This is a genomic window from Streptomyces sp. NPDC041713 (assembly GCF_055591085.1).
In genome coordinates this window covers 163,732-185,715 of sequence record NZ_JBVIZY010000004.1, presented here as the reverse complement: position 1 = coordinate 185,715, position 21,984 = coordinate 163,732, and the positions used below count along the sequence as shown (strand labels likewise).

19 protein-coding genes and 1 pseudogene are annotated in these 21,984 nt (G+C 70.9%); 12 read left to right on the top strand and 8 right to left on the bottom strand.

Annotation, left to right across the window (positions count from 1 at the left end):
• Window positions 1-123 precede the first annotated feature (123 nt).
• On the bottom strand, window positions 124-669 hold the full coding sequence (locus ACZ6CV_RS14095; RefSeq protein WP_469251050.1) for a GNAT family N-acetyltransferase: 546 nt from the start codon (window positions 667-669) through the stop codon (window positions 124-126).
• 103 nt (window positions 670-772) lie between these two features.
• On the opposite strand from ACZ6CV_RS14095, the gene ACZ6CV_RS14090 reads away from it, so the two are divergent.
• The 3 genes and pseudogenes from ACZ6CV_RS14090 (at window position 773) to ACZ6CV_RS14080 (ending at window position 2,549) form a co-directional block, all read left to right on the top strand.
• Window positions 773-1,648, top strand: coding sequence for a LysR family transcriptional regulator (locus ACZ6CV_RS14090; protein ID WP_469251049.1), 876 nt, complete (start codon window positions 773-775; stop codon window positions 1,646-1,648).
• A gap of 12 nt (window positions 1,649-1,660) precedes the next feature.
• Window positions 1,661-1,816 (top strand): hypothetical protein, encoded by a 156-nt coding sequence (locus ACZ6CV_RS14085; RefSeq protein ID WP_469251048.1) that lies wholly within the window; start codon window positions 1,661-1,663, stop codon window positions 1,814-1,816.
• 168 nt (window positions 1,817-1,984) lie between these two features.
• Window positions 1,985-2,549, top strand: a pseudogene (locus ACZ6CV_RS14080) (DinB family protein).
• A 354-nt stretch (window positions 2,550-2,903) separates the two neighbouring features.
• Here ACZ6CV_RS14080 and ACZ6CV_RS14075 read toward each other — a convergent pair.
• Entirely contained in the window at window positions 2,904-3,725 is an 822-nt protein-coding gene (locus ACZ6CV_RS14075) for a hypothetical protein (RefSeq protein WP_469251047.1), read from the bottom strand.
• A gap of 853 nt (window positions 3,726-4,578) precedes the next feature.
• Between ACZ6CV_RS14075 and ACZ6CV_RS14070 the strand changes: the two genes are divergently transcribed.
• From ACZ6CV_RS14070 to ACZ6CV_RS14045, 6 genes are all read left to right on the top strand, one after another.
• Window positions 4,579-5,592: an NADPH:quinone reductase gene (locus ACZ6CV_RS14070; protein ID WP_469251046.1), complete on the top strand. Its 1,014-nt coding sequence runs from the start codon at window positions 4,579-4,581 to the stop codon at window positions 5,590-5,592.
• A gap of 687 nt (window positions 5,593-6,279) precedes the next feature.
• On the top strand, window positions 6,280-6,621 hold the full coding sequence (locus tag ACZ6CV_RS14065) for a hypothetical protein (RefSeq protein WP_469251045.1): 342 nt from the start codon (window positions 6,280-6,282) through the stop codon (window positions 6,619-6,621).
• A 499-nt stretch (window positions 6,622-7,120) separates the two neighbouring features.
• Window positions 7,121-7,549, top strand: coding sequence for an aspartate 1-decarboxylase (panD, locus tag ACZ6CV_RS14060; RefSeq protein ID WP_469251044.1), 429 nt, complete (start codon window positions 7,121-7,123; stop codon window positions 7,547-7,549).
• Between the two features lie 230 nt (window positions 7,550-7,779).
• Entirely contained in the window at window positions 7,780-8,442 is a 663-nt protein-coding gene (locus ACZ6CV_RS14055) for an aspartate/glutamate racemase family protein (protein WP_469251460.1), read from the top strand.
• A gap of 696 nt (window positions 8,443-9,138) precedes the next feature.
• Window positions 9,139-10,119 (top strand): acetylxylan esterase, encoded by a 981-nt coding sequence (locus tag ACZ6CV_RS14050; RefSeq protein ID WP_469251043.1) that lies wholly within the window; start codon window positions 9,139-9,141, stop codon window positions 10,117-10,119.
• A 156-nt stretch (window positions 10,120-10,275) separates the two neighbouring features.
• A complete protein-coding gene (locus tag ACZ6CV_RS14045) occupies window positions 10,276-11,577 on the top strand; it encodes a transglycosylase family protein (RefSeq protein WP_469251042.1) in 1,302 nt (433 codons plus the stop codon).
• Window positions 11,578-11,601: 24 nt separating this feature from the next.
• On the opposite strand, the gene ACZ6CV_RS14040 is transcribed toward ACZ6CV_RS14045, so the two are convergent.
• Window positions 11,602-12,657 carry a DMT family transporter gene (locus ACZ6CV_RS14040; RefSeq protein WP_469251041.1) on the bottom strand — a complete coding sequence of 352 codons (1,056 nt, stop codon included), beginning with the start codon at window positions 12,655-12,657 and terminating at the stop codon, window positions 11,602-11,604.
• A 259-nt stretch (window positions 12,658-12,916) separates the two neighbouring features.
• Between ACZ6CV_RS14040 and ACZ6CV_RS14035 the strand changes: the two genes are divergently transcribed.
• The 3 genes from ACZ6CV_RS14035 to glgC are packed head-to-tail and all read left to right on the top strand — an operon-like array spanning window position 12,917 to window position 16,093.
• Window positions 12,917-13,639: a (2Fe-2S)-binding protein gene (locus tag ACZ6CV_RS14035; protein WP_469251459.1), complete on the top strand. Its 723-nt coding sequence runs from the start codon at window positions 12,917-12,919 to the stop codon at window positions 13,637-13,639.
• A gap of 46 nt (window positions 13,640-13,685) precedes the next feature.
• Entirely contained in the window at window positions 13,686-14,852 is a 1,167-nt protein-coding gene (gene glgA, locus ACZ6CV_RS14030) for a glycogen synthase (RefSeq protein WP_469251040.1), read from the top strand.
• 20 nt (window positions 14,853-14,872) lie between these two features.
• Window positions 14,873-16,093 carry a glucose-1-phosphate adenylyltransferase gene (gene glgC, locus ACZ6CV_RS14025; RefSeq protein ID WP_469251039.1) on the top strand — a complete coding sequence of 407 codons (1,221 nt, stop codon included), beginning with the start codon at window positions 14,873-14,875 and terminating at the stop codon, window positions 16,091-16,093.
• 10 nt (window positions 16,094-16,103) lie between these two features.
• On the opposite strand, the gene ACZ6CV_RS14020 is transcribed toward glgC, so the two are convergent.
• The 5 genes from ACZ6CV_RS14020 to ACZ6CV_RS14000 form a co-directional block, all read right to left on the bottom strand.
• The gene (locus tag ACZ6CV_RS14020) at window positions 16,104-17,099 is read right to left on the bottom strand and encodes an ABC transporter permease (RefSeq protein ID WP_469251458.1); all 996 of its coding nucleotides are present in this window, start codon (window positions 17,097-17,099) and stop codon (window positions 16,104-16,106) included.
• 29 nt (window positions 17,100-17,128) lie between these two features.
• Entirely contained in the window at window positions 17,129-18,070 is a 942-nt protein-coding gene (locus ACZ6CV_RS14015) for an ABC transporter permease (RefSeq protein WP_469251457.1), read from the bottom strand.
• A 52-nt stretch (window positions 18,071-18,122) separates the two neighbouring features.
• On the bottom strand, window positions 18,123-19,646 hold the full coding sequence (locus ACZ6CV_RS14010; protein WP_469251038.1) for a sugar ABC transporter ATP-binding protein: 1,524 nt from the start codon (window positions 19,644-19,646) through the stop codon (window positions 18,123-18,125).
• 1 nt (window position 19,647) lies between these two features.
• On the bottom strand, window positions 19,648-20,751 hold the full coding sequence (locus tag ACZ6CV_RS14005; RefSeq protein ID WP_469251037.1) for an ABC transporter substrate-binding protein: 1,104 nt from the start codon (window positions 20,749-20,751) through the stop codon (window positions 19,648-19,650).
• A gap of 168 nt (window positions 20,752-20,919) precedes the next feature.
• Entirely contained in the window at window positions 20,920-21,933 is a 1,014-nt protein-coding gene (locus ACZ6CV_RS14000) for a LacI family DNA-binding transcriptional regulator (RefSeq protein WP_469251036.1), read from the bottom strand.
• Window positions 21,934-21,984: the final 51 nt, after the last annotated feature.

The window sequence follows — 21,984 nt, the reverse complement described above, 5'->3', positions numbered from 1 at the left end:
TAGATGAAGGGGTGGGTTCCGCCCGGACCGGGCGGGGCCCACCCCTTTCTTTCGGGCCCCGCCCCGTATCCTCGTCTTCTCGTCGGACCCTGGCACACCATCACGGGACCAGTCGCGGACCAGTCAGCTCTGGTCCGGTCCCGGGAACGGCGTGGACTGCAGGCGTTGCATCCACAGGGAGCTCAGGTACCGGCCGTTCTTCACGGCGTACTCGTGGAAGGTTCCGATTTCGGCGAAGCCGAACTTGCGGTGCAGAGCCACCGATACGTCGTTCGGCAGGGCGATGCCGGCGAGGGCGACATGCACCGGTTCATCGGCCAGGAGGCCGAAGAGCGCCCGGTAGAGGGCGGTCCCCAGCCCCTGCCCTCTGCTGTCCTCGCCGAGTCCGATGCTCACCTCGACCGTTTCCCGGAAAGCGTCCTGATCGCGGTAACACTGGCTGCAGGCATAACCGAGAACCTGGTTGCCGCGCCGGGCGACGAGCATCCGGTACGGACCCGTCTCCGCGAACTGAGCGAACCAGTCCCGCCGCTCCTCCACGCGATGCGGTCTGGTGGCGAACCGGGCGTGCGAGGTCGCGGCCAGGTGATTCTGGATGGCGACGATCCCGGGCAGATCGTCCGTAACCGCAGGGACGAGTTCTACAACGGTCTCGTATATCTCGTGCAAGAGAGGCTCCTCACCTCACAAGGGATGGCATACCGGCACGCTATGAGCGCCGACGGCCACACAGAACCCCATGATCGGAGGGGGCTGGCCATAGGCTGCACCTATGGCCATGGAACTCGCGGACCTGCGCGTCTTCGTCACCGCCGCATCCGTCGGCTCACTGTCCGGCGCGGCACGTGAGCTGCGCGTCGCGCAACCGTCCCTCAGCGAGCGGCTGCGCCGACTGGAACGGCTCGTCGGTCAGCCACTGCTCGACCGCTCCAGCCGAGGAGTGTCGCTGACGCCCGCGGGGGAACGGCTGCTGCCCCACGCGGAGCGGTGTCTGGATCTGGCGGGCCGGGCCCTGGACATCGCGCGGGAGGACGACACCCAGGGCACCCTGCACGTGACCACTCACGCCAGCTACGCACCGCTGGCCGTCCCCTTCGTCATCGGTGCCCTGCAGCCGCTCAGATACTCTGTCGTGGTCGACGACCAGCACAGTCAGGACGCACTCCAGCGGGTGGCCGCGGGCGCGACCGACATCGCCATCACACTGCCGATGCCGCACGCTCACGAGGTACGGCTGCACACGTTCCGCAGAGAGCCGGTCATCGCGGTCTGCCACCCCGACCACCCGCTCGCGTCGCGCCCCTGCGACACCGCAGGGCTGAGCGGCCACCCTCTCGCCGTGAACCTCTGGGGCAGCGGTGCGCAGCTCTTTCACGAACTGCTCCTGGATGCCCCCACCCGCGCGCATCAGCTCTACCGCATCAGTTCCGCCGAGACGGCAGCCGATCTCGCGCGCTCCGGGCAGGCCGTCGCCGTCCTCACCCGCGCCACGGTCGAACGCGACCTCGCCGCCCGTACCCTGGTCGAACTCGATGTGAGCGACATGCCCGAATGGCACGTCACCCTCATGGCAGCCCACCACCGCGACCGCGCCGCCGAGCCCGCCATCGCTGCCGTGATCAACGCACTGGGCCACCTCAAGTCCTGACCCACCGCACCCATGGACACCACGACGCGGGAAGTGCCCTCGGAAGTGCTCGGCCGCGTCGACCTGGCGGCGCACTGTGCCGCGTACGCCGACTGGCGGCGTGCGTCCTGGTGGGCGGTGTGGGTGCTGTCCGGTCGGCAGTGCCACGCGTTCTTCCGCGGTGCGTAACTGTGTGACGGCTACGATTACGCTGACGCGGCGACGGTGAACGTCGACCTTCGTCGTTGAACCCGATGGCCGCGACTCCGCGCAGGCCCCAGCCGTGTCAGCCCGCGCACAAGTCCCCGAACCGCACCGCGGGTTTCAAGAACGGTCACCCAAAGCCATGATGCGGGCATGAAGATTCCCGACCGACGGATCGAACTGTTCACCGGCACCGGCACCGGCACCGGCACCGGCAGCGAGCACCGATTCAGCAGCCCCGCGACCGGTGACGAGCGAAGCACGCTTGCGTCCGTGCTGGACGCCCAGCGGGCCACCCTGAAGCTGAAGTGCTCCGGTCTTGGACCGGAGTTGGCCCTGCGGTCCGTGCCCCCGTCCTCGCTCTCCCTGCTTGGGCTCATCCGACACCTCGCCGACGTGGAACGCCGCTGGGTTCCGAGCCGTACTCGCCGGACACGACGTCGAGCTGCGCTTCTCTTCCACGGATGTCCCCGAAGGTGACTTCGACGGCGCCGCCCCCGAGGTCACCGCCGCATCATGGGCAGCCTGGCATGCCGAAGTCGCCTTCGCGGAAGCATTCGTCGCCGAGGCCGCGCATCTCGACATCGAAGGCCACGACCCCTGGCGGGGCACCGTCTCCCTGCGCTGGGTACTCATCCACATGATCGAGGAGTACGCCCGTCACAACGGACACGCCGACTTGATCCGCGAACGGATCGACGGAGCGGTCGGGGTGTGATCGCGGGCGGCTGCGCCGACCCCGCTCTATGGCTCGATCATCTGGATCCGCAGTCTTCGACACCTGAATGATCACGACTCCGCATACGACCTGGTCAAGAACAGAGGCTGGAGGGGCGTCGGAAGTCGGTCCAGGCCATGGCGGGGTGGCTCTCGGGCGGCAACGACCAGCTCCCAGGCGGGATCGACGGCGATCGACGGCGATGCCGAGGCCGGTGCGTCCGGTGCGTCCGGTGCGTCCGGTGGGGCGGTGAACTGCACCACCGGCCCATCGTCAAGGAAGGGTACGGCCTCTTCCCGGCCGCCTCCGTCGGCATCTCGGCGGGATGCAGTGGGATGCAAGGGCGGGTTCTGGTCAGTGGATCGTCCACGCCTCAGGGGGCAGGAAGCTCACCGGTGCGTCCATGGCCTCCGCGGGGAGGAACACCGGTCGGGTGAGCAGATGGTCCCCCGACCGCTGGACGCCGATCACGACGCCCAGGCTCCGTGATCCGGGTTCACCGAGGTTCGCGTAAAACAGTTCGGAGAAGGGCTCGCGGATTCCGGCGCGGTCGACGATCCACTGTTCGAGCTCCGAGGGTGTCCGGCCGACCAGTGCGACGCCGTCCGCGTAGACCTGAGGGCCCTTCAGGGCGTCGACCGAAATCCCCCGCAGCCGCTCTTCCCTGCCGTAGTAGAACGTCAGTCCCAGCCCCCAGCACTCTCCCTTGACCGTGCCGAAGCCGATGTCGGGGTGGACCGTCTTCCAGACGCCGGCGTCCTCGTCGTACCACTGCAGGGTCAGCAGGTGCCACCTGTCGCGGCCCAGGTGGTCGATGGCCGCCAACTGGGTAGAGACGTCGACCGACTTGATCGCCTTGGCAGAGGAATTGATGGCGCGGAAGGTGAAATTCTTCCAGCCGGAGCCGGGCACGACCTTGCTGGGCAGACCGTGCAGGGTCGTGGTCAGTGCCTCACCCAATTTCCCGGTTACGGCCCGGTCTTCTGCGGATTTCCGGACCAGCCTGGCGGCAGGCTGGGCAGGCGTGACGGACTCGGCGGCCCCGGTCGGCTCGATGGTGTCGTCCGGGGCGGTGGCGGGGGAGGGCGGCCGGGTTTCGCTGCCCGGCTCCTCTCCTGGGGTCGTGTCCACGGTGTTGGTCGCTTCGGGCTGCGTGTCGGGGGCACCGGTCGGCACCGGCCCGGCAGTGTCCGGCGTCGGCTCGGCGGGAACTCCGGCTGGGGGCGCCGCCGCGCTGGTCCTTGTCTCGGGTGTCTGAGGTGTCCTGGGTGTCCCGGGAGCCTTGGGTGCCGCAGGGGGCTGGGGCGATGCCGCGGCACCGGGGCCGGCCGGATCACCGACTGACGTCTCTCTTTGCCCTGCCGGGGGCTCCGGGCTTCCGGTCTCCGGAGCAGGTTCCGGTATGGAGAGGGCAGGCGGGCCGGCCTCTGCCACCGCGGGTGCAGCGACCAGAAGCGTCGGGGTGGCCATCGAGACGGCGGCCAGGACTGCCATGCGTAGGTGCTTCAAGGGAGAGCCAAATCTGTCGCTCTGACGTGGAGTCACCCATCCTTCTCAGTTGTCCATATTTCCACTACCTTGTTCGGGCCTATGAACTCATAAGCCGTGTTTTGGACTATCGAGGTAGGGCACGTGAGGACGCGGCACTGCTGCTCCTGGAGCGGGCGCGGGACGCCGCGGCGTGGTCCGGCGAAGCATCCTGACGCTTGCCGTCTCCGCCGGTCGAGGCTGTCAGCCCCTCAACTGCTCGTGCCGGGCCACGCCTTGGACTGCTCGTCCTCGCTCACTCCGCGCCGTGTCGCGGAATTGCTGTCTTGAGTGCTTTTGGCCACCGCGCGATCTGTGCGCCTCCGCGGGCGACGCACTGTGCGACCCGGCAATGCGGGGTTTTCTGCAGGGTTCGTCGAGGCGCTCGGAATACCCCGCTCCGCAAGGGGGTTCAGAGGGTGCCCGATACCCCGATACAGAGTGGTCTCCTCCCCAGGTGCTGACCAACTGCCCCAGGGGGGAACGAAAGGAAGGGTGGGAGATGAAGTCCGTCATCCGGACGGCTGCCGGTGGCCCCGAGGTCCTCAAGCTCGTCGAGCGTCCGGTGCCCGAGCCCGGCCCCGGCGAGGTACGGATCCGTGTGCACATCTCGGGCGTCAACCCCACCGACTGGCGTAGCCGCAGACGCGCGCTGCCGCAGGGCATGAACGAGCAGGTGCCCCACCAGGACGGCGCCGGGGTGATCGATGCCGTCGGTCCACAGGTCGACCCGGAGCGGCTCGGACAGCGGGTGTGGATCTGGGAGGCCGCGTGGGAGCGGCCCTGGGGGACGGCACAGCAGTACACACTCGTCCCCGACCGGCATGCCGTCACCCTGCCCGACCACGTCCCGTTCGAACTCGGCGCCGCCCTGGGCGTACCGGCCCTGACCGCCCACCGCGCGCTGACCGTTCATGACGGCGGACCGAGGCGTATCGCGCCCGGCACCCTGCGGGGCACCACCGTGCTGGTGGCGGGCGGCGCCGGCGCCGTCGGCAACGCGGCCGTCCAACTCGCCCACTGGGCCGGAGCGCGTGTCATCACCACGGTCAGCAGCCCGGTCAAGGCCGCGCTGGCGCGCGCGGCCGGTGCCCACCGGGTGGTCGACTACCGCACGCAGGACGCGGCCGCAGAGATCCTGGACTTCGCTCCCGAGGGCGTCGATATCGTCGTGGAGGTCGCACCGGGCGCCAACACGGAGCTCGACATCGCGGTGGCCGCCCGGGGTGCTGTGGTGGCCTATTACTCGGGTGGCGAGGGCGAACGGCTGTCCGTCCCGGTGCTTTCCTCGCTGTCGGCGAACCTGCGCTGGCAGAGCGTCTTCGTCTACACCGTGCCACCCGCGGCGAAGCAGCAGGCAGTCACCGACGTCGCGGCGGCCGTAGGCGCGCGGGCGCTGCGGGTGGGCGAGGAAGCCGGGCTGCCGCTGCACCGCTTCGAGCTGGAGCGCGTCGCTGACGCCCACGCCGCGCTTGAGCAGGGTGTCGTGGGGAAGGTCCTGCTCGACATCCCGTGACCGTGGCACCGCCTGCTCGGCGGCGTGTGCCTGTGTCCCGTCGCGTAGGAGCAGCTGTCTCTGGATCTGGCCTGAGCTGCGGGTTCGCCAAGTGGACCGAAAACACACCTCGCCGGATTCTCTACAGGCGTGGCTTCGGCGGACTCCCTGATGACCCGATGGATCTTGCACCTCGCGGGCGGGGCGTTGCTGCCCTCCCGCTCGTCGGGACGAAGGTCGTCTCTGTGGTCGCCTTCAACTCCGGCACGCTTCGCACGACACCGACCACACCGTCAACGGCAGCATGGCGTGCGCCGGGGCCACGCTCCCACATACGACTTCGGTGGCCTGCCCGCCGGCACGGGCGGCATGAACGAGGTCGACACCGGCAAGGACTGTGTGCAGACCTATGCCACCAGGGTCAAGTAGAGCGAATGGCACCTGTACGACGACGTCCGCATGGCTGCTCCGCCATGTCCGGCTGGCTCAACCCCACTTCGATGGGAGGAGCATTCAGCGGAGGCTTCTCGGGCAAGTGCCGCCTGCTGGACCAGGACCCGTACTGGGCGGACTTCCCCAACTTCGCGCATTGTGACGTATCCAAGCCGACCGTGACGTGCGCCGTTCCCAAACCGTAGGTTGCTGAGCGCCGGTGGGGCGTCCTTACGCGGTGCCCCACCGGCCACGCATTCCCCCATAGGAGGAAAGGTGGCCATGCCTGACGGCCTTGAATGGATCGCCGATGCCTGGCGCGCCGAAAGCCTGTACATCACCTGTGCCCGCGGACTCAGCCCGCGGCAACTCGTCGAGCGTATGACCGACCACGAGCCGGTGGAGATGAAACCCGCTGCGATCCTCCAGGAGGCCTCCAGCATGGTCGACTTGACCCACGTCTACTGCGCGGGGCTCATCGGACAGGCCGGTGACTGGGCGTTCATCGTCGAGAGCGGAGGCAGCGAAGGCTGGGCGCTAGACCCGGCCGTCTCGCGTGACGCCGAGGTACTGATCTTCGATCCGCGCCCGGACGGCCCGCCCTCCTTCTTCAGCTAACACGCCGACGGCCAGGCACAGCCGCACTTCGAGTTGGGAGCCGGCTACGACCCCGCCGGAACCCAGCCCGACCTGCTGCGCCCAGCCCTCGAGGCGGCCGGAGTCATCGCGCCACAGGACTCCATCGACGGCCTGCTCGGCCCGGACGAGAAACTTTTGACGATGGCTCGCTGGCTGGCCGGGTGGCGCCGTACAAGGTCGAACGTGCTGTCCGCGATGCGCAGGCGGTTCATCGTCCGGACCGCTCGCGTGACGGTGATCACGGACTTCCTTCGAGGGGCTGCGTAGGCTTGGGGCACCGCCAAGGTGGGGCCCGCAAGAGTGGGTGAAGCCCACCCCGGCAGCCTGAACCGGGCGGCAGAAAAGTCAGCAAGTGGTCAGCATGAGTCCTGGAGAACCCGGGGACAAATGCCCGAAACATGCGACTCGTTGTAGGGTATGGAAACAGCCCTTGACCTGCAAAAATGCGGGCAGGGAGCCTACTTGTGGGAGTGCCCCGATGCTGCGCACCATGTTCAAGTCCAAGATTCACCGCGCCACCGTGACCCAGGCCGACCTGCACTATGTCGGGTCCGTCACCATCGACGCGGATCTGCTCGACGCCGCCGATCTGTTGCCCGGCGAGCTCGTCCACATCGTCGATGTCACCAACGGTGCCCGTCTGGAGACGTACACGATCGAGGGCGAGCGGGGGAGCGGGGTGATCGGGATCAACGGCGCGGCCGCGCACCTCGTGCACCCCGGCGATAAGGTGATCATCATCGGCTACGCCCAGGTGGAGGACGCCGAGGCGCGGGCATTGCGGCCGCGGGTCGTGCACGTCGACGAGGACAACCGCGTGGTGGCCCTCGGGAACGACCCGGCGGAGCCCGTGCCGGGCGCCCCGGACATGGTGCGCAATCCGGCGAGCCGCCCGGTCTCCGTCTGACCGGGCCTCCGTTCGGTACGACTCCTCTCCGGGGCGGCTCGCGTGTGACGTGTGAGGAGAGGGATGAGCGGTATCGACCTGCGGGACGACCGGGTGCGGTGCGTGCGACAGGCTCGGACGGAACCCTCGCCGTGGTGAGCGACGGCAGCCCGGGGCCCCGGCGGGGAGTGAGGCGGGAGCGGGCGGTGCAGGGGCATGTGCGGCGTGGGCAGGACGTGTCCCGCCGGCAGATGTCGTCGTCCGTCTCCCTCGCCCTTCTGCACACCTCGCCCGTCCACGTCCCCGTCTTCGACGGCCTGCGCGACGCCGACCACCCTGAGCTGGAGCTCCGCCACCATGTGGCGGAAGAGCTGTTGATCCGCGCGCGTCAGGAAGGTCCGGACGCGGTCGCCCTCGACGTGCGGGACGCCCTCGTGCGGGCGGCCAGGGACGGGGTCGGCGCCATGCTGTGCACCTGTTCGACCATCGGCGCCGTCGCCGAGGCTGTCGGTCGGGACATGGCGGTCCCCGTGATCAGGGTCGACCGGCCCATGGCTGCCCGTGCCGTCGCGGCCGGCTCCCGCATCGTCGTCCTCGGGGCCGTTGCGTCCACGCTCGGGCCCACCACGGCTCTGGTCGAGGAGGAGGCCCGGCGGGCCGGCCGCGCCGTTTCGGTGCGTGCCGAGCTGATCGACGGGGTGTGGGAGCTGTTCGAGGCGGGCGACTCCGAGGGGTATGCGCGGGGTGTGGCCCGGGCCGTACGTGCCGTGCGGGACGCCGACGCGATCGTGCTGGCGCAGGCCTCCATGGCTGGAGCGGAGGCGCTCGTTCCGGAGGTGCGGATTCCGGTGTTCTCCAGCCCCCGGCCGGGGCTTGCGGCGGCGGCCGCGCTGGTTGCCGACAGCGTCTCGTAGGTCCGACCTCGTGGGTCCCGACAGCCGTTCGTAGGTCCGGACCTCGTAGGTCCCGATGGCGTCTCGTCGGTCCGGGTGAGCGTCACGGGCGAGGCGTGCGGAACCGTGGAAGGCTTGGGCGCGGGGGTGCCGGGTACGCGGGGGAGGAGCCGCTCGCGTACCACTGGCTGGACCGGCGTACCAATGGCTGGAGGAGTGCAATGACCCATCCGTACCCTGATCCCGTGCCGACTCCGGGCCCGGCCCGGCCGTTCCCGGACCCCGACCCCGTACCGCCGGAGCCCGGGCGGCCCTTCCCCGCCCCGGATCCCGTGCCGAACCCCGAGCCCCGGCCCAGCCCGGACCCGCCGCCCGCGCCGATTCCCCAGCCGGGTCCCGACCCGGAGCCCGAGCCGCAACCCGGGCCGATGAGGTAGTCGCCGGCAGAAGCAGCCGGACGTGTAGATCTACCCCCGGAAGGCGGGGGCGTGGCCCGAGCGGGCCCATGCCCCCGCCTTCGGCTGTCTTCTGCCGGTCGGCGCACCTTCACCCGTCGACCGGCGCGCCCTCACCGGCACGGGACCCGAGCGCGCCCACCGCCCAGGAAACACCGCCCGAACCCCGCCCGAAAACACCACGTCAGCCTGCCCGGCGCGAACCCCCTGCCCTACCCTGAGCCACTCCCCGCCCGTCCACCCGTCCGAGGAGCCGCCGCCCATGCCGCACTTCGACCTGCCCCTCGACGACCTGCGCCGGTACCGGCCCGACCTCCCCGAGCCCGAGGACTTCGACGCCTTCTGGGAGAAGACATTGCAGGAGGCGCGGGAGCACGAGCTGGGCGCGCGGTTCGAGCCAATGGAGTTGCCGCTGACCGGCGTCCGCGTCTTCGACGTCACCTACGCCGGGTTCGGCGGGCACCCCGTCAAGGGGTGGCTCGTGCTGCCCGCCGGTACCGAGGACGGGGAGCCGTTGCCCGCCGTCGTGGAGTACATCGGCTACGGCGGCGGGCGCGGGCTGCCGCACATGCATCTGCTGTGGGCCGCGGCCGGCTACGCGCACCTCGTGATGGACACCCGGGGGCAGGGCAGCGCGGGCTGGGCGCAGGGCGACACCCCGGATCCGGTGGGGAGCGGGCCCGCGTACCCGGGGTTCATGACCCGCGGCATCGAGGACCCGCACGACTACTACTACCGACGGCTGTACGTCGATGCCGTACGGGCCGTCGAGGCGGTCCGCGAGCATCCGCGCGTGGACGCCTCGCGGGTCGCCGTGCTCGGGACGAGCCAGGGCGGCGGTCTCACCCTCGCGGTCGGCGGGCTCGTGCCGGATCTGGCCGCCATCGCGCCCGACGTGCCCTTCCTCTGCGATTTTCCGCGGGCGGCGACCCTGACGGGCCTTCCCCCGTACAGCGAGATCGGGCTCTATCTGAAGGCACGCCGGGACGGTCGGGAACGTGTCTTCCAGACCCTGTCCTACTTCGACGGCGTGCACTTCGCCGCCCGGGGGCGCGCGCCCGCCCTCTTCTCCACGGCGTTGCAGGATCAGATCTGCCCGCCCTCGACGGTGTTCGCCGCCTTCAACGCCTATGCGGGCAGCGAGCGTTCGATCGAGGTGTACGCCTTCAACGAGCACGAGGGAGGCGGCCCCTACCAGCAAGGGGTCCAACTCCGATGGCTCGGGCAGTACTTGAGGGGATGAGAGACGGCGCATTCCTGTGCGCGGGCACTCGTCGTTCTTTCAACTCCCCCTCGGTGTCGGGCTCTTGTCACGGATCGGTGGGACCGGCTAGCTTTCGGGCTTGTCGTGTGTCCGCTGTGTGCAATCCGTGACGACGTGTGTCTGAGGGGGCCTCCCATGGCCGTACGGGGCCGGCACCGCCGGTATCAGCCGAACCGCATCAACCGCGCGTCACTGACCGTCACCGCGGGCGGCGCGGGCATGGCGCTCCCGCTCACCGTCGCGGGCACGGCGGGCGCGGCCGACGTCGACACCTGGAACAAGGTCGCGGCCTGCGAGTCCGGGAACAACTGGAGCGTCAACACCGGCAACGGCTTCTACGGCGGGCTCCAGTTCAAGCAGTCCACCTGGGAGGCGTACGGCGGCACGGCCTACGCCCCGCGCGCCGACCGGGCCACCAAGGGCCAGCAGATCTCCGTCGCCGAGAAGGTCCTGGACGCGCAGGGCCCGGGCGCCTGGCCGGTGTGCTCCGCCAAGGCCGGACTCACCCGCGGCGGCGGCGCCCCCGACGTCACCCCGGCCCGTGCGCCGCGCACACCGGAGCGCTCCGGGCGCCACGTCAAGGACGTCAAGCCCGAGGTGACCCCGCAGTCCACCGCGGGCACCGCCGAGATGTACACGGTGGTCCACGGCGACACGCTCTCCGGCATCGCAGGCGAGCGCCGGATCCGGGGCGGCTGGCAGCAGCTGTACGACGCCAACCGCCGGGTCATCGGCGACGACCCCGACTTCATCACGCCGGGGCAACGGCTCTCCGTCCACGGGCGCGGGACCGGCCAGGGGACCAAGGAGCGCGCCGCCGAGCCCAGCGGCGACCGGTCCGAGGCGCGCGCCCGGCAGCAGACCGCGGAGCGCAAGGCGGCGGAGAAGAAGGCGGCCGAGCGCAAAGCCGCGGAGAAGAAGGCCGCGGAGAAGAAGGCCGCGGAGCGCAAAGCGGCCGAGAAGGCGGCCGCCGAGAAGCGGGAGAAGTCGCGGCCCTCGCCGGACTCCGCGTCCCGCGCGCACAAGCCCGCCGCCGGAGCCTTCGCCCCCGTCTCCGCCTCGCCCAGCACGCCCTACCGCGCGGCGGGCGGCTCCTGGTCGAAGGGGTACCACACGGGCGTCGACTTCCCCGTGCCCACCGGGACGTCCGTGAAGTCCGTCGCCGCGGGCCGGGTCGTCTCCGCGGGCTGGGGCGGCAGCTACGGCTACCAGGTGGTCATCCGGCACGCCGACGGCAAGTACAGCCAGTACGGCCATCTGTCGGCGCTCTCCGTGAAGGCCGGCCAGCAGGTCGGCGCCGGACAGCGCATCGCCCGGTCGGGATCCACCGGGAACAGCACGGGCCCGCATCTGCACTTCGAGGTGCGGACGGGGCCCGGCTTCGGCTCCGACGTCGACCCGCTGGCGTATCTGCGGGCGCGCGGCGTACGGATCTGAGCGGTCCTGCCCGGCGGGGTGACCTCAGGACGCGATGTGCTCGCGGCGCCGCGGATGCCGTGACCGGCTCCTGCGGTGGGCCGACGACGGCGGCTGCGACGGAACCCCGGGCAGCACGGACGTGGCCGGAGGCGGGGTGGGGGAGCCCTCTCCCGTCCCCGCGGCGGAGTCGCGGGCGTCCAGCCGTTCCGCCGCGGGAGCGGCCGGTGCCGCCGGGCCGCCCTGGGCCACGGTCACCGTCGAGGTCTCCCGGGCGATCCGCTCGGTCGTCAGCAGGACCAGACCGCCGGCCGCGACGACACCGCAGGCCAGCGCCAGCACCGTCCCCGCGACGCCGTGGCGGAAGGATTCTCCGAACAGGGTCAGCCCGACCGCGGCCGCGACCACCGGGTTCACCACCGTCACCGTGGACAGCGGCGCCGCCAGGCCCGCGCCCCGGTACGAGGCCTGCGAGAGCAGCACACCGGCCGCCGCGAGGACCGCGATGGCCCCGAGCGTCGGCACCTGCTGCAGGAGGGCGACGTCCCGGTCCCAGTCCACCGCCACCGTCTTCGTGAAGACCGAGGCGATGCCGAAGGCCGCACCGGCCGCGCAGGCCAGCAGCACGCTGCGCACCACCGGGTGCCGGTGCACCGCGTGTGCCGCCCCCATCAGCGCGAGCACGCCGCCGCCCGTGGCGAGCCCGAGCACCACGCGCTCCGCGTCGGCCAGGCTCTGCGAGTCCGACGAGGACGTGAGGGAGAGCAGGCCCGCGAGGCCCACCGTCGCCATGAGTGCGCCGCGCCACGCGGTGGCCCCGGCCCGGCGCCGTACGAACACGGCGGCCATCGGCAGGGCGAACACGATGGTCAGCGCCCCGAGCGGCTGGACCAGGCTGAGCGGGCCGTAGGCGAGCGCCACCACGTGCAGCAGCGCGCCCAGGCCGTTGAGGGCGATCGCCGTCCACCAGGCGCCCCGGCGCAGCGGCGCGTAGCCCTGCCCCGGTGTCGTGGCCGCCACGCGCTCCTGCAGGATCGCCCCGCCGGCGTACGCCACGGCGGACACGAGGGACAGCAGCACGGACAGCGCCAGAGCACTCATGAGGTGCTCCGCGCGGCGCGGTGCGTCCGGTGATCCCGGTCTGGCGAACGGTCTGCTTCCATAGTTACAACGATGACTCCGAAACCGCCGTAAGTCGTCGTACCTGAGCAGTCAATTGGTCCTACTGCCGATGGAGTACGACCTTCATCAAGTCCTCCCCAAGAGGGGTTACCTCCTGGGCGCGGAGAGTGACCCACATCGCCACCCCGCGCGCGTACGGCGCGGCGACGCTTGCTGTACTGCTGTCGTGACCCCCCTCATCGACCTGGCAGAACTCGGCTCCGTCGGCGGATTCTTCGCCCTGCGCGGGGCTCCGGTGCCTGGCGGCGGCGCGCGGCCGCTCGCGCAGGCGTACGCGGCGCCCACGTCCGGCGCCGACCCGCTCACCTTCCGTGTCCGCAAGGTCGCACAGCGCCTCGGCGCCCCCGAGGACCGCATCGCGGTGTCCGTGGCGCAGCTTGGCCTCGCCGCCCGGCTCTGGTCCGTGGCGCTCGGCTCCGCCGCGCTGTTCGGCCGGGTGCCCGACCTCGATCCGGAACGGCTGGCCTGGGACGCCGACGGCTCCTCGCCCGACGACCTGTGGCTGACCGGCGTACGTCCGTTGCCGGGAGACGCCGCGAGCGTGCGGGACGTCGTGCAGTACGGGCATCTGGCGCCGCTGGCCGAGGCGTTGCGGGCGCGGTACCGGATCTCCGCCGGGCTGCTGTGGGGCAACGCGGGCTCCGCGCTCGCGGGCGCCGTACGCGAACTGTCCGGCTGGGCGGCGCGGTCGGGGCGCCCGGAAGTCGGCGAGCGCGCCCTGGCACTGGCCTCCGAACTCTTCGCCCACCCGGACCTGCGCACCACCGGCACCCTGCGCGGGACCGCCTTCCGCCGCCGCAGCTGCTGCCTCTACTACCGGTGCCCGGGCGGCGGGCTGTGCGGCGACTGCTGCTTCGATCGTCCGCCGCAGCGGTCTTCCCCCGAGGCCCCGTCTGGGTGACCATGAGGTGCGCGGCCGGCATCGGGCGGACGACGGGGGATTCTGCGTGAAGGTGGGACTGCTCACCCGGGAGTATCCACCGGACGTCTACGGCGGGGCCGGCGTCCATGTCGAGTTCCTGGCACGGGAGTTGCGCTCACTGACCGACCTCGCCGTGCACTGCTGGGGAGAGGGCGCGTCCGACGGCCTGCGGCGGCACGGCGCGTGGCCCGCGCTCGACGGAGTCAACGACGCGCTGCGCACCTTCTCCGTCGACCTCTCCATGGCGGCGGCCCTCGCGGACCGCGAGCTGATCCACTCGCACACCTGGTACGCGAGCCTCGCCGGGCACATCGGCAAGCTGCTGCACGGCATCCCGCACGTGATGACCGCGCACTCCCTGGAGCCGCTGCGCCCCTGGAAGGCGGAGCAACTGGGCGGCGGATACGCCCTGTCGAGCTGGGCCGAGCGCACCGCGGCCGAGGCCGCCGACGCGGTGATCGCGGTGTCCGGCGCGATGCGCGAGGACATCCTCGCCTGCTACCCGGCCGTCGACCCGGCGAAGGTTCACGTCGTGCACAACGGCATCGACACCGGCCTCTACCGGCCCGACCCCGCGACCGACGTCGTGGAGCGGTTCGGCATCGACCGCGACCGGCCGTACGTCCTGTTCGTCGGGCGCATCACCCGGCAGAAGGGCGTGCCGCATCTGCTGCGCTCCGTACGGGAGTTGGACCCCGACGTCCAGGTCGTGCTGTGCGCGGGAGCGCCCGACACCCCCGAGATCGACGCGGAGTTCCGCACGCTCTTCGAGCAGCTGAGCCACGCCCGCGCCGGTGTCCAGTGGATCCCGGAGATGCTGCCGCGCCCCCAGATCGTCCAACTGCTCACCCACGCCGCGGTGTTCGTCTGCCCCTCGGTGTACGAGCCGCTGGGCATCGTCAACCTGGAGGCGATGGCGTGCGGCACCGCCGTCGTCGCCTCGCGCGTGGGCGGTATCCCGGAAGTCGTGCAGGACGGCACGACGGGGGTACTCGTCCCGTACGACGAGAAAGAACCGGAAGGCTTCGAGCGCGACCTCGGGCGACAACTGAACGGACTGGCCACCGACCCGGGCCTGGCCGCCGCGATGGGGGCCGCCGGACGCCGCCGAGCGCTCGGCGAGTTCGGCTGGGACGCCGTCGCCCGGCGCACGGTCGAGGTGTACGAGGAGATCCTGCACGCCGACAGATAGCCGACAAGTAGGAGGCCGGGATGCGCGGTGGACCTTCGGTGCTGGGAATCGTGCTCGCCGGCGGCGAGGGGAAGCGGCTGATGCCGCTCACCGCCGACCGCGCCAAACCGGCCGTCACGTTCGGCGGGACCTACCGCCTCGTCGACTTCGTCCTCTCCAACCTCGTCAACGCCGACATCCTGCGCATCTGCGTCCTGACGCAGTACAAGTCGCACTCCCTGGACCGGCACGTTTCGACGACCTGGCGCATGTCGTCGCTGCTCGGCAACTACGTCACCCCCGTCCCCGCGCAACAGCGCCTCGGCCCGCGCTGGTACCTGGGCAGCGCCGACGCCATCCTGCAGTCCCTGAACCTCGTCCACGACGAACAGCCGGACTACATAGCGGTGTTCGGCGCCGACCACGTCTACCGCATGGACGCGCGCCAGATGCTCAAGCAGCACGTCGAGAACGGGGCGGCGGTCACCGTCGCCGGGATCAAGGTGCCGCGCGCGGAGGCGTCCTCGTTCGGCGTCATCACGCCCGCGCGCGACGGCGTGAAGGTGGACCGCTTCCTGGAGAAGCCGGCCGACCCGCCCGGCCTGCCCGGCGCCCCCGACCAGGTGTACGCCTCGATGGGCAACTACCTCTTCACCACCAAGACCCTGGTCGACGCGTTACAGCAGGACGCGGAGGACGAGGATTCGGCCCATGACATGGGCGGCTCCATCCTGCCGCTGCTCACCGAGCGCGGCCTGGCCCAGGTGTACGACTTCGACTCCAACCACGTCCCCGGCGAGACCCCGCGCGACCACGGCTACTGGCGCGACGTCGGCACCCTCGACTCGTACTACGAAGCCCACATGGACCTGATCTCCGACCAGCCCGTCTTCAACCTGGACAACCGGCGCTGGCCCATCTATACGCACTCCGACGGTCTGCCGCCCGCCAAGTTCTGCGCGGGCGGCATCGCGGGCGAGTCGATCGTCAGCCCCGGCTGCGTCATCCGCGGCCAGGTCACCCGGTCCGTCCTCTCGCCCGGGGTGACCGTCGAGGAGGGCGCGGTGGTGCAGGGCGCCGTCCTGCACGACAACGTGCGGATCGGACGGGGCGCGGTGGTGCGCTGCGCCGTCCTCGACAAGAACGTCGACGTGCCGCCCGGCGCCACGATCGGGGTCAACCCGGAGCGAGACGAGGAGCTGTACACCGTGTCGAAGGGTGGAGTGATAGCGCTCGGGAAGGGCCAGATCGTCCCCATGTGAGTCCCGATGGTCACAGCACCCTGCGGCGGCGCCCCAGCCACGTCTGTGCGATCACCACCACCGCCAGGAAGGCGCCGCTGACCACCTGTTGGTAGGCCGAGTCGAGCGAGCCGATCTGGTTGATGACGTTCTGGATGACCTTCAGGAGCAGCACGCCCACCAACGACCCGCTGATGAAGCCGAATCCGCCGGTGAGCAGGGTGCCGCCGATGACGACCGCGGAGATCGCCTCCAGCTCCATGCCGGATCCGAGGATCGTCACCCCGGAGACCAGCCACGCCGCGTTGAGCGCCCCGGCGAGGCCGGCGCAGAGCCCCGAGAGCGTATAGACGGTGATCTTCGTACGGGCGACCGGGGCACCCATCAGCGCCGCCGCGTCCTCGTTGCCGCCGACCGCGTACACGTACTGGCCGAACCGGGTGCGACGCAGCACGACCGCGCCCGCCACGAACAGACCGACGGTGATCCAGACGGGGGCGCCGACCCCCAGCACCTTGCCCTGCCCGAGCGTCGCGAAGAACGAGTCCTTGTCGACGAGGTAGGTCCTGGAGCCCTCGTCGGTGACCGACAGGAGGATGCCGCGCGCGCCCAGCATCGCCGCGAGCGTCACGATGAACGGCGCGAGCCGGGAGCGGGCGATCAACAGGCCGTTGACCAGCCCGATCAGGCCGCAGACGGCGAGCGGCACGAGCAGCGCGACCGCCGTGCCGTGGCGCGAGCCCCAGGCGGCGAGCACCCCACCGAGGGCGAACAGCGAGCCGACCGACAGGTCGATGCCGCCGGTGACGATGACGAAGGTCATGCCGAGCGCGACCACCGCGAGGAACGCGGAGGACACCGCCATGTTCTCCAGGTTGTCGCCGGTCAGGAACGTGTCGAAGCCGATCGACGCGGCCAGCACCGCGACGACCAGGGTGACCAGCGCGCCGTGCTGCTGGGCCAGTGCGCTCAGCCGCTCGGAGCGGGAGGGCTCCCTCACCTGCTCTTCCTGGACGGGTCGGCTCATGGGGTCCGCCGGACCCTTCGTGCCGATGGTCATCGCTTGCCCCTCTCGCGCGCCGCGTAGACCGCGAGGACGATCACCACGGCCTGGGCGATCTGCGTCCACGACGGCGGCAGGTCGTGCTTGATGAGCGTGGCCGTGAGCAGCTGGATCAGGACGGCTCCGGCCACGGTGCCGCCGATGCGGACGCGTCCGCCGCTCAGCGGGGTGCCGCCGACCACCACCGCGGTGATCGCGGAGAGCTCCATCAGGTTGCCCAGGGAGGTGGGGTCGCTCGCGTTCAGCCGGGCGGTGGCGAGGACGCCGGCCAGCGCCGCCAGGGCGCCGGAGACGACGTACACGACGATGAGCACGCGGCGCACCGGCAGCCCCGCGAGGAGCGCGGCGGGACGGCTGTCGCCGATGGCGAGCAGCTGCCGGCCGAAAGTGGTGCGGCGCACCACGAACGCGACGATCAGCGCGAGCGCCGCCGCGATCAGCACCACGTACGGGACGCCGACCAGGTCGCCCGAGCCGAGCGAGGCCATGGTCGGGTCGCGCACCTCCTTGAGCTGGGGGAGCAGCACCAGGGCGAGGCCGCGGCCCGCGACCATCAGGGCCAGCGTCGCCACGATGGGCTGGACGCCGATGAAGGCGACGAGCGAGCCGTTCGCCGTGCCGACCGCCATGCCGCCGAGCACCGCCACGATGAGGGCGATCCACATCCCGTACCCGAGGTAGAGCGAGATCAGGGAGGTGGAGAGCGCCATCACCGAGCCGACGGACAGGTCGACGCCCTCGGTGCCGATGGCCAGCGCCATGCCGAGCGCCACCACCAGGACGGGGGCGACCTGGACGGCCTGGGTGCGGAAGTTCTCGCCGGAGACGAAGTGCGGGGTGAAGAGGATGTTGACGAGGAGGAGGACGGCGACGCCCAGATAGACGCCGTAGTCCTGGAGGAGGCGCAGCACGCGTTCCCGGTCGCGGGGCAGCACGGCGCCGCTCGGGCCCGGCCCCGGCGGGGCGACGAGCGCGGTGGGGGAGGGGTCACTCACCGCGGCCTCCGGTGCTGGTCTGGGGGGTGGCGATGGCGCGGAGCAGACGGTCCTCGGTCACGTCGGTGCCGGTGAGCTCCTCGACGACGGCGCCGTCCTTGAGGACGACGACCCGGTCCGAGCCCTCGATCAGCTCCTCCATGTCGGAGGAGATGAGCAGCACGCCGAGCCCGTCCGCCGCCAACTCGTCGATGAGGCCCTGCACTTCGGCCTTGGCGCCGACGTCGATGCCGCGGGTCGGCTCGTCGAGGAGGAGCACCTTGGGGTGCATCGCGAGCCAGCGGGCGAGCAGCACCTTCTGCTGGTTGCCGCCGGACAGCTCGCCGACCTTCTGGTGCGGGCTCGACGCCTTGATGCGCAGCCGCTTCATGAAGGTGTCCACGATCGTGTCGATGCGCTCCTCGTGGACCAGGCCGAAGCGGGACAGGCGGGGGAGCGCGGCCAGGGCGATGTTCTCGCGGACGGAGAGGCCGGGGACGACGCCCTCCGCCTTGCGGTCCTCCGGGAGGAGGCTGATGCCGGCCCGGATGGCGGCCGGTGTGGAACCGGTGCGGATCCGCTTGCCCGCGAGCACGACACGTCCGGAGTCGGGGGGCAACGCGCCCGCGATGGCCTTCGCCGTCTCGCTGCGGCCCGAGCCGAGCAGCCCGCCGAGCCCGACCACCTCACCGGGCCTGATGGTGACCGACACCGCGTCCAGCCGGTGCCGCACGGTCAACTCCTCGGCCTGCAGCACCGGTTCGGACAGCGTCTCGTGGTCTCCGGTGAACCGGGTGAGCCCCTCGTCCTGCACCGTCTCGATCTCCCGGCCCAGCATGAGGGCGACCAGACGCAGCCGGTCGAGGTCGGCCAGCGGGCCGGTGTGCACCACCTTGCCGTCGCGCAGCACGGTGACCGTGTCGCACACCTCGTACAGCTCGTCGAGGCGGTGGCTGACGTAGATCACCGCGATGCCGCGTTCGCGGAGCATCCGGATCACGCCGAACAGGGTGCGCACCTCGCGTGGTTCGAGCGAGGACGTCGGCTCGTCCATCACGACGACGCGCGCGTCGACCGAGACCGCGCGGGCCAGCGCCACCATCTGCTGCGCTCCGACGCCGAGTTCGCGCAGCGGACGGCGCACGTCGACGCGGACGCCGAGACCGCGCAGCGCCTCGTCGGCTTCCCGGTGCATCCGCCGGAAGTCGATCAGACCGAGCCGTCCGCGCGGCTCCCTGCCCAGGAAGAGGTTGCGGGCCACACTCATCAGGGGGACGAGGTTGACCTCCTGGTAGATCGTGGAGATGCCCGCGTGCTGCGCTTCGAGCGGGGTGGCGAACCGCACCGGGGCGCCGTCGTGACGGAGCTCGCCGGCGTCCGGCCGGTACACCCCCGTCAGGACCTTGATGAGCGTGGACTTGCCCGCGCCGTTCTCGCCGATCAGCGCGTGCACCTCGCCCGCGCGGGCGGTGAAGTCGACCGCGTCCAGGGCGCGCACGCCGGGGAACGTCTTGGTCAGGCCGGTCACCGACAGCATGTCAGTAGGCCTTGCCGAGGTCCGACGCGGCGTTCTTCTTCGTGTACGCGTTGTCCTTGATGACGATGTCCTGCGCCACCTTGCCACCCTTGGTGAACGTCTCCAGGGTCTGGAAGGCGAGCGGGCCGAAGCGCGGGTTGGACTCGACGACGCCGTCGATCCAGCCGTCGACGATGCCCCGGACGGCGCCCTTCGTGCCGTCGATGGTCACGATCTTCACGTCGCCGGCCTTCTTGCCCGCGCCCTTGAGGGCGTTGACGGCGCCGAGGCCCATCTCGTCGTTCTCGGCGTAGATCCCGGTGATGTCGGGCTTGGACTGGATGAGCTGCTCGGTGACCTGCTGGCCCTTCTCGCGGGCGAACTCGCCGGTCTGCTTGAAGACGACCTTCAGGTCCGGGGCCTTCTCCTTGATCCGGTCCTCGAAGCCCTTGGTGCGCTCGGTGGTGACGTTGTTGCCGGCCGCGCCGAGCAGGATCGCGATCTTGCCCTTGCCGCCCGTCGTCTCGATCATGCGGTCCGCGGCCCGCTTGCCCTGTTCGACGAAGTCGGAGCCGATGAAGCTCACGTAGTCCTTGCACGCGGCCGCGTTGATCTTGCGGTCGATGGTGACGATCGGGATGTGCTTGGCGCCCGCCGCGCGCAGCACGGGCTCCCAGCCGTCGGAGTTGAGCGGGGCGACGACGAGGACGTCGGCGCCCTTGGCGATGAGGTCCTGCACGTCGCTGATCTGCTTGGAGAACTGCGACTGGGCGTTGGCGGTGAGGAGCTTGATCCCGCGCTTCTTCGCCTCGGCCCGGATGGAAGCGGTCTCCGCGATGCGGAAGGGGTTGGCCTCCTTCTCCGACTGGGAGAAGCCGACGGTCGCGTCCTTCAGGTCCAGCTTCTTCCCGCCGTACGCGTCGATCGTGCAGGTCTTGCCGCTGCCCTTGCCCGAGGACGAGACCTCCTGTCCGGCGTCGCCCTGGTCCTGCGAGGAGCCGCCGGAGCCGTCGGACCCGTCGTCCTCGGACTTCGCGCAGCCGGCGGCGAAGAACAGGCCCGCGGCGAGGCCGGCGGCGACAAGGGTCCTGGCAGAGGTACGGCTGAGGAGTGTGGTCGGCTTCATGGAAGTCCCCAAACGGCACGGCCCCGGCACTGAGAGCGCTCACGGGAAAGACGGCACTTGCGGTCGACTCGGCGGTACGGGGAGCTTTTTACATCGTTGAAAGGGGCCTGTAAACCCTCCGCGCACGCTTCGGCGGCCTGCGGCGTCCGGGCGGGAGGGAGGGGATGCTCAGCGTCGGCCCAGTGTGCTCTCCCGCTCCACCAGCCGGAAGTCCGCGATGAGTTCGCGTCCCGCGGGCTCCTGCGGATGGGCCAGGCTGTGCAGCAGCGACTCGACGGCCAGCCGGGCGATGGCCTGCTTGTCCGGGGCCACCGTGGTGAGCGTGACGGCCCCGAACTGGCCCTCCGCGATGTCGTCGAAGCCCACCACGGCCACGTCCCACGGCACCCGCAGTCCCCGCTCGTGCAGCACCCGCATCGCGCCGATCGCCACCAGGTCGTTGTACGCGAACACCGCGTCGGGCCGCACCCCCGAGTCCAGCATCCGCGCCATGGCCTTGGCCCCGTCCCAGCGGTCCCAGCCGCCGACCGGGCCCACCAGGCTCTCGGAGGCGCTGATCCCGGCCGACGTCAACTCCTCGCGCCAGCCCGCCAGTCGCAGATGGGCGGGGCGGTTCGCGGAGTCCGTGCGGGCGCCCAGGAACGCGATGGTGGTGCGGCCGCGCCCGATGAGGTGGCGGACCGCGGCGCGGCTCGCGGCGACGTTGTCGATCGCGATGTGGTCGTGCGGCAGGTCGTACTCGCGCTCGCCGAGCAGTACCAGCGGCACGTCGTCCTCGCGGCCGCGCAGGTCCTCCGACTCCAGCTCCAGCGGGCTGAGGATCAGGCCGTCGATCACCCGGGCCCGGAAGCCCTGGCTGACCAGCACCTCCTGCTCACGCTCGCCGCGGGTGTGGTCGAGGAGGACGGTGAACTCGTGCTCGGCGGCCGCGTCGATGACGGCGCCCGCGAGCTCGGCGAAGTAGGGGTTGCCGAGCTCGGGGACGGCGAGCGCGATGATGCCGGTGCGGCCCTTCCTCAGGTGACGCGCCGTCAAGTTCGGGCGGTAGCCGAGCTCGTCGATGGCCTCCTGCACGCGGGCCCGCATCGCCGGGGTGACGTGCTGGTACTTGTTCACCACGTTCGAGACGGTCTTGATCGAGACCCCCGCGTGCTCCGCGACGTCCTTGAGGCTTACCCGCACTGCGTCTCCCTGCGTCGGTGGGTGCGCCCGGTCCTCCGGGGCGTTTGTCGT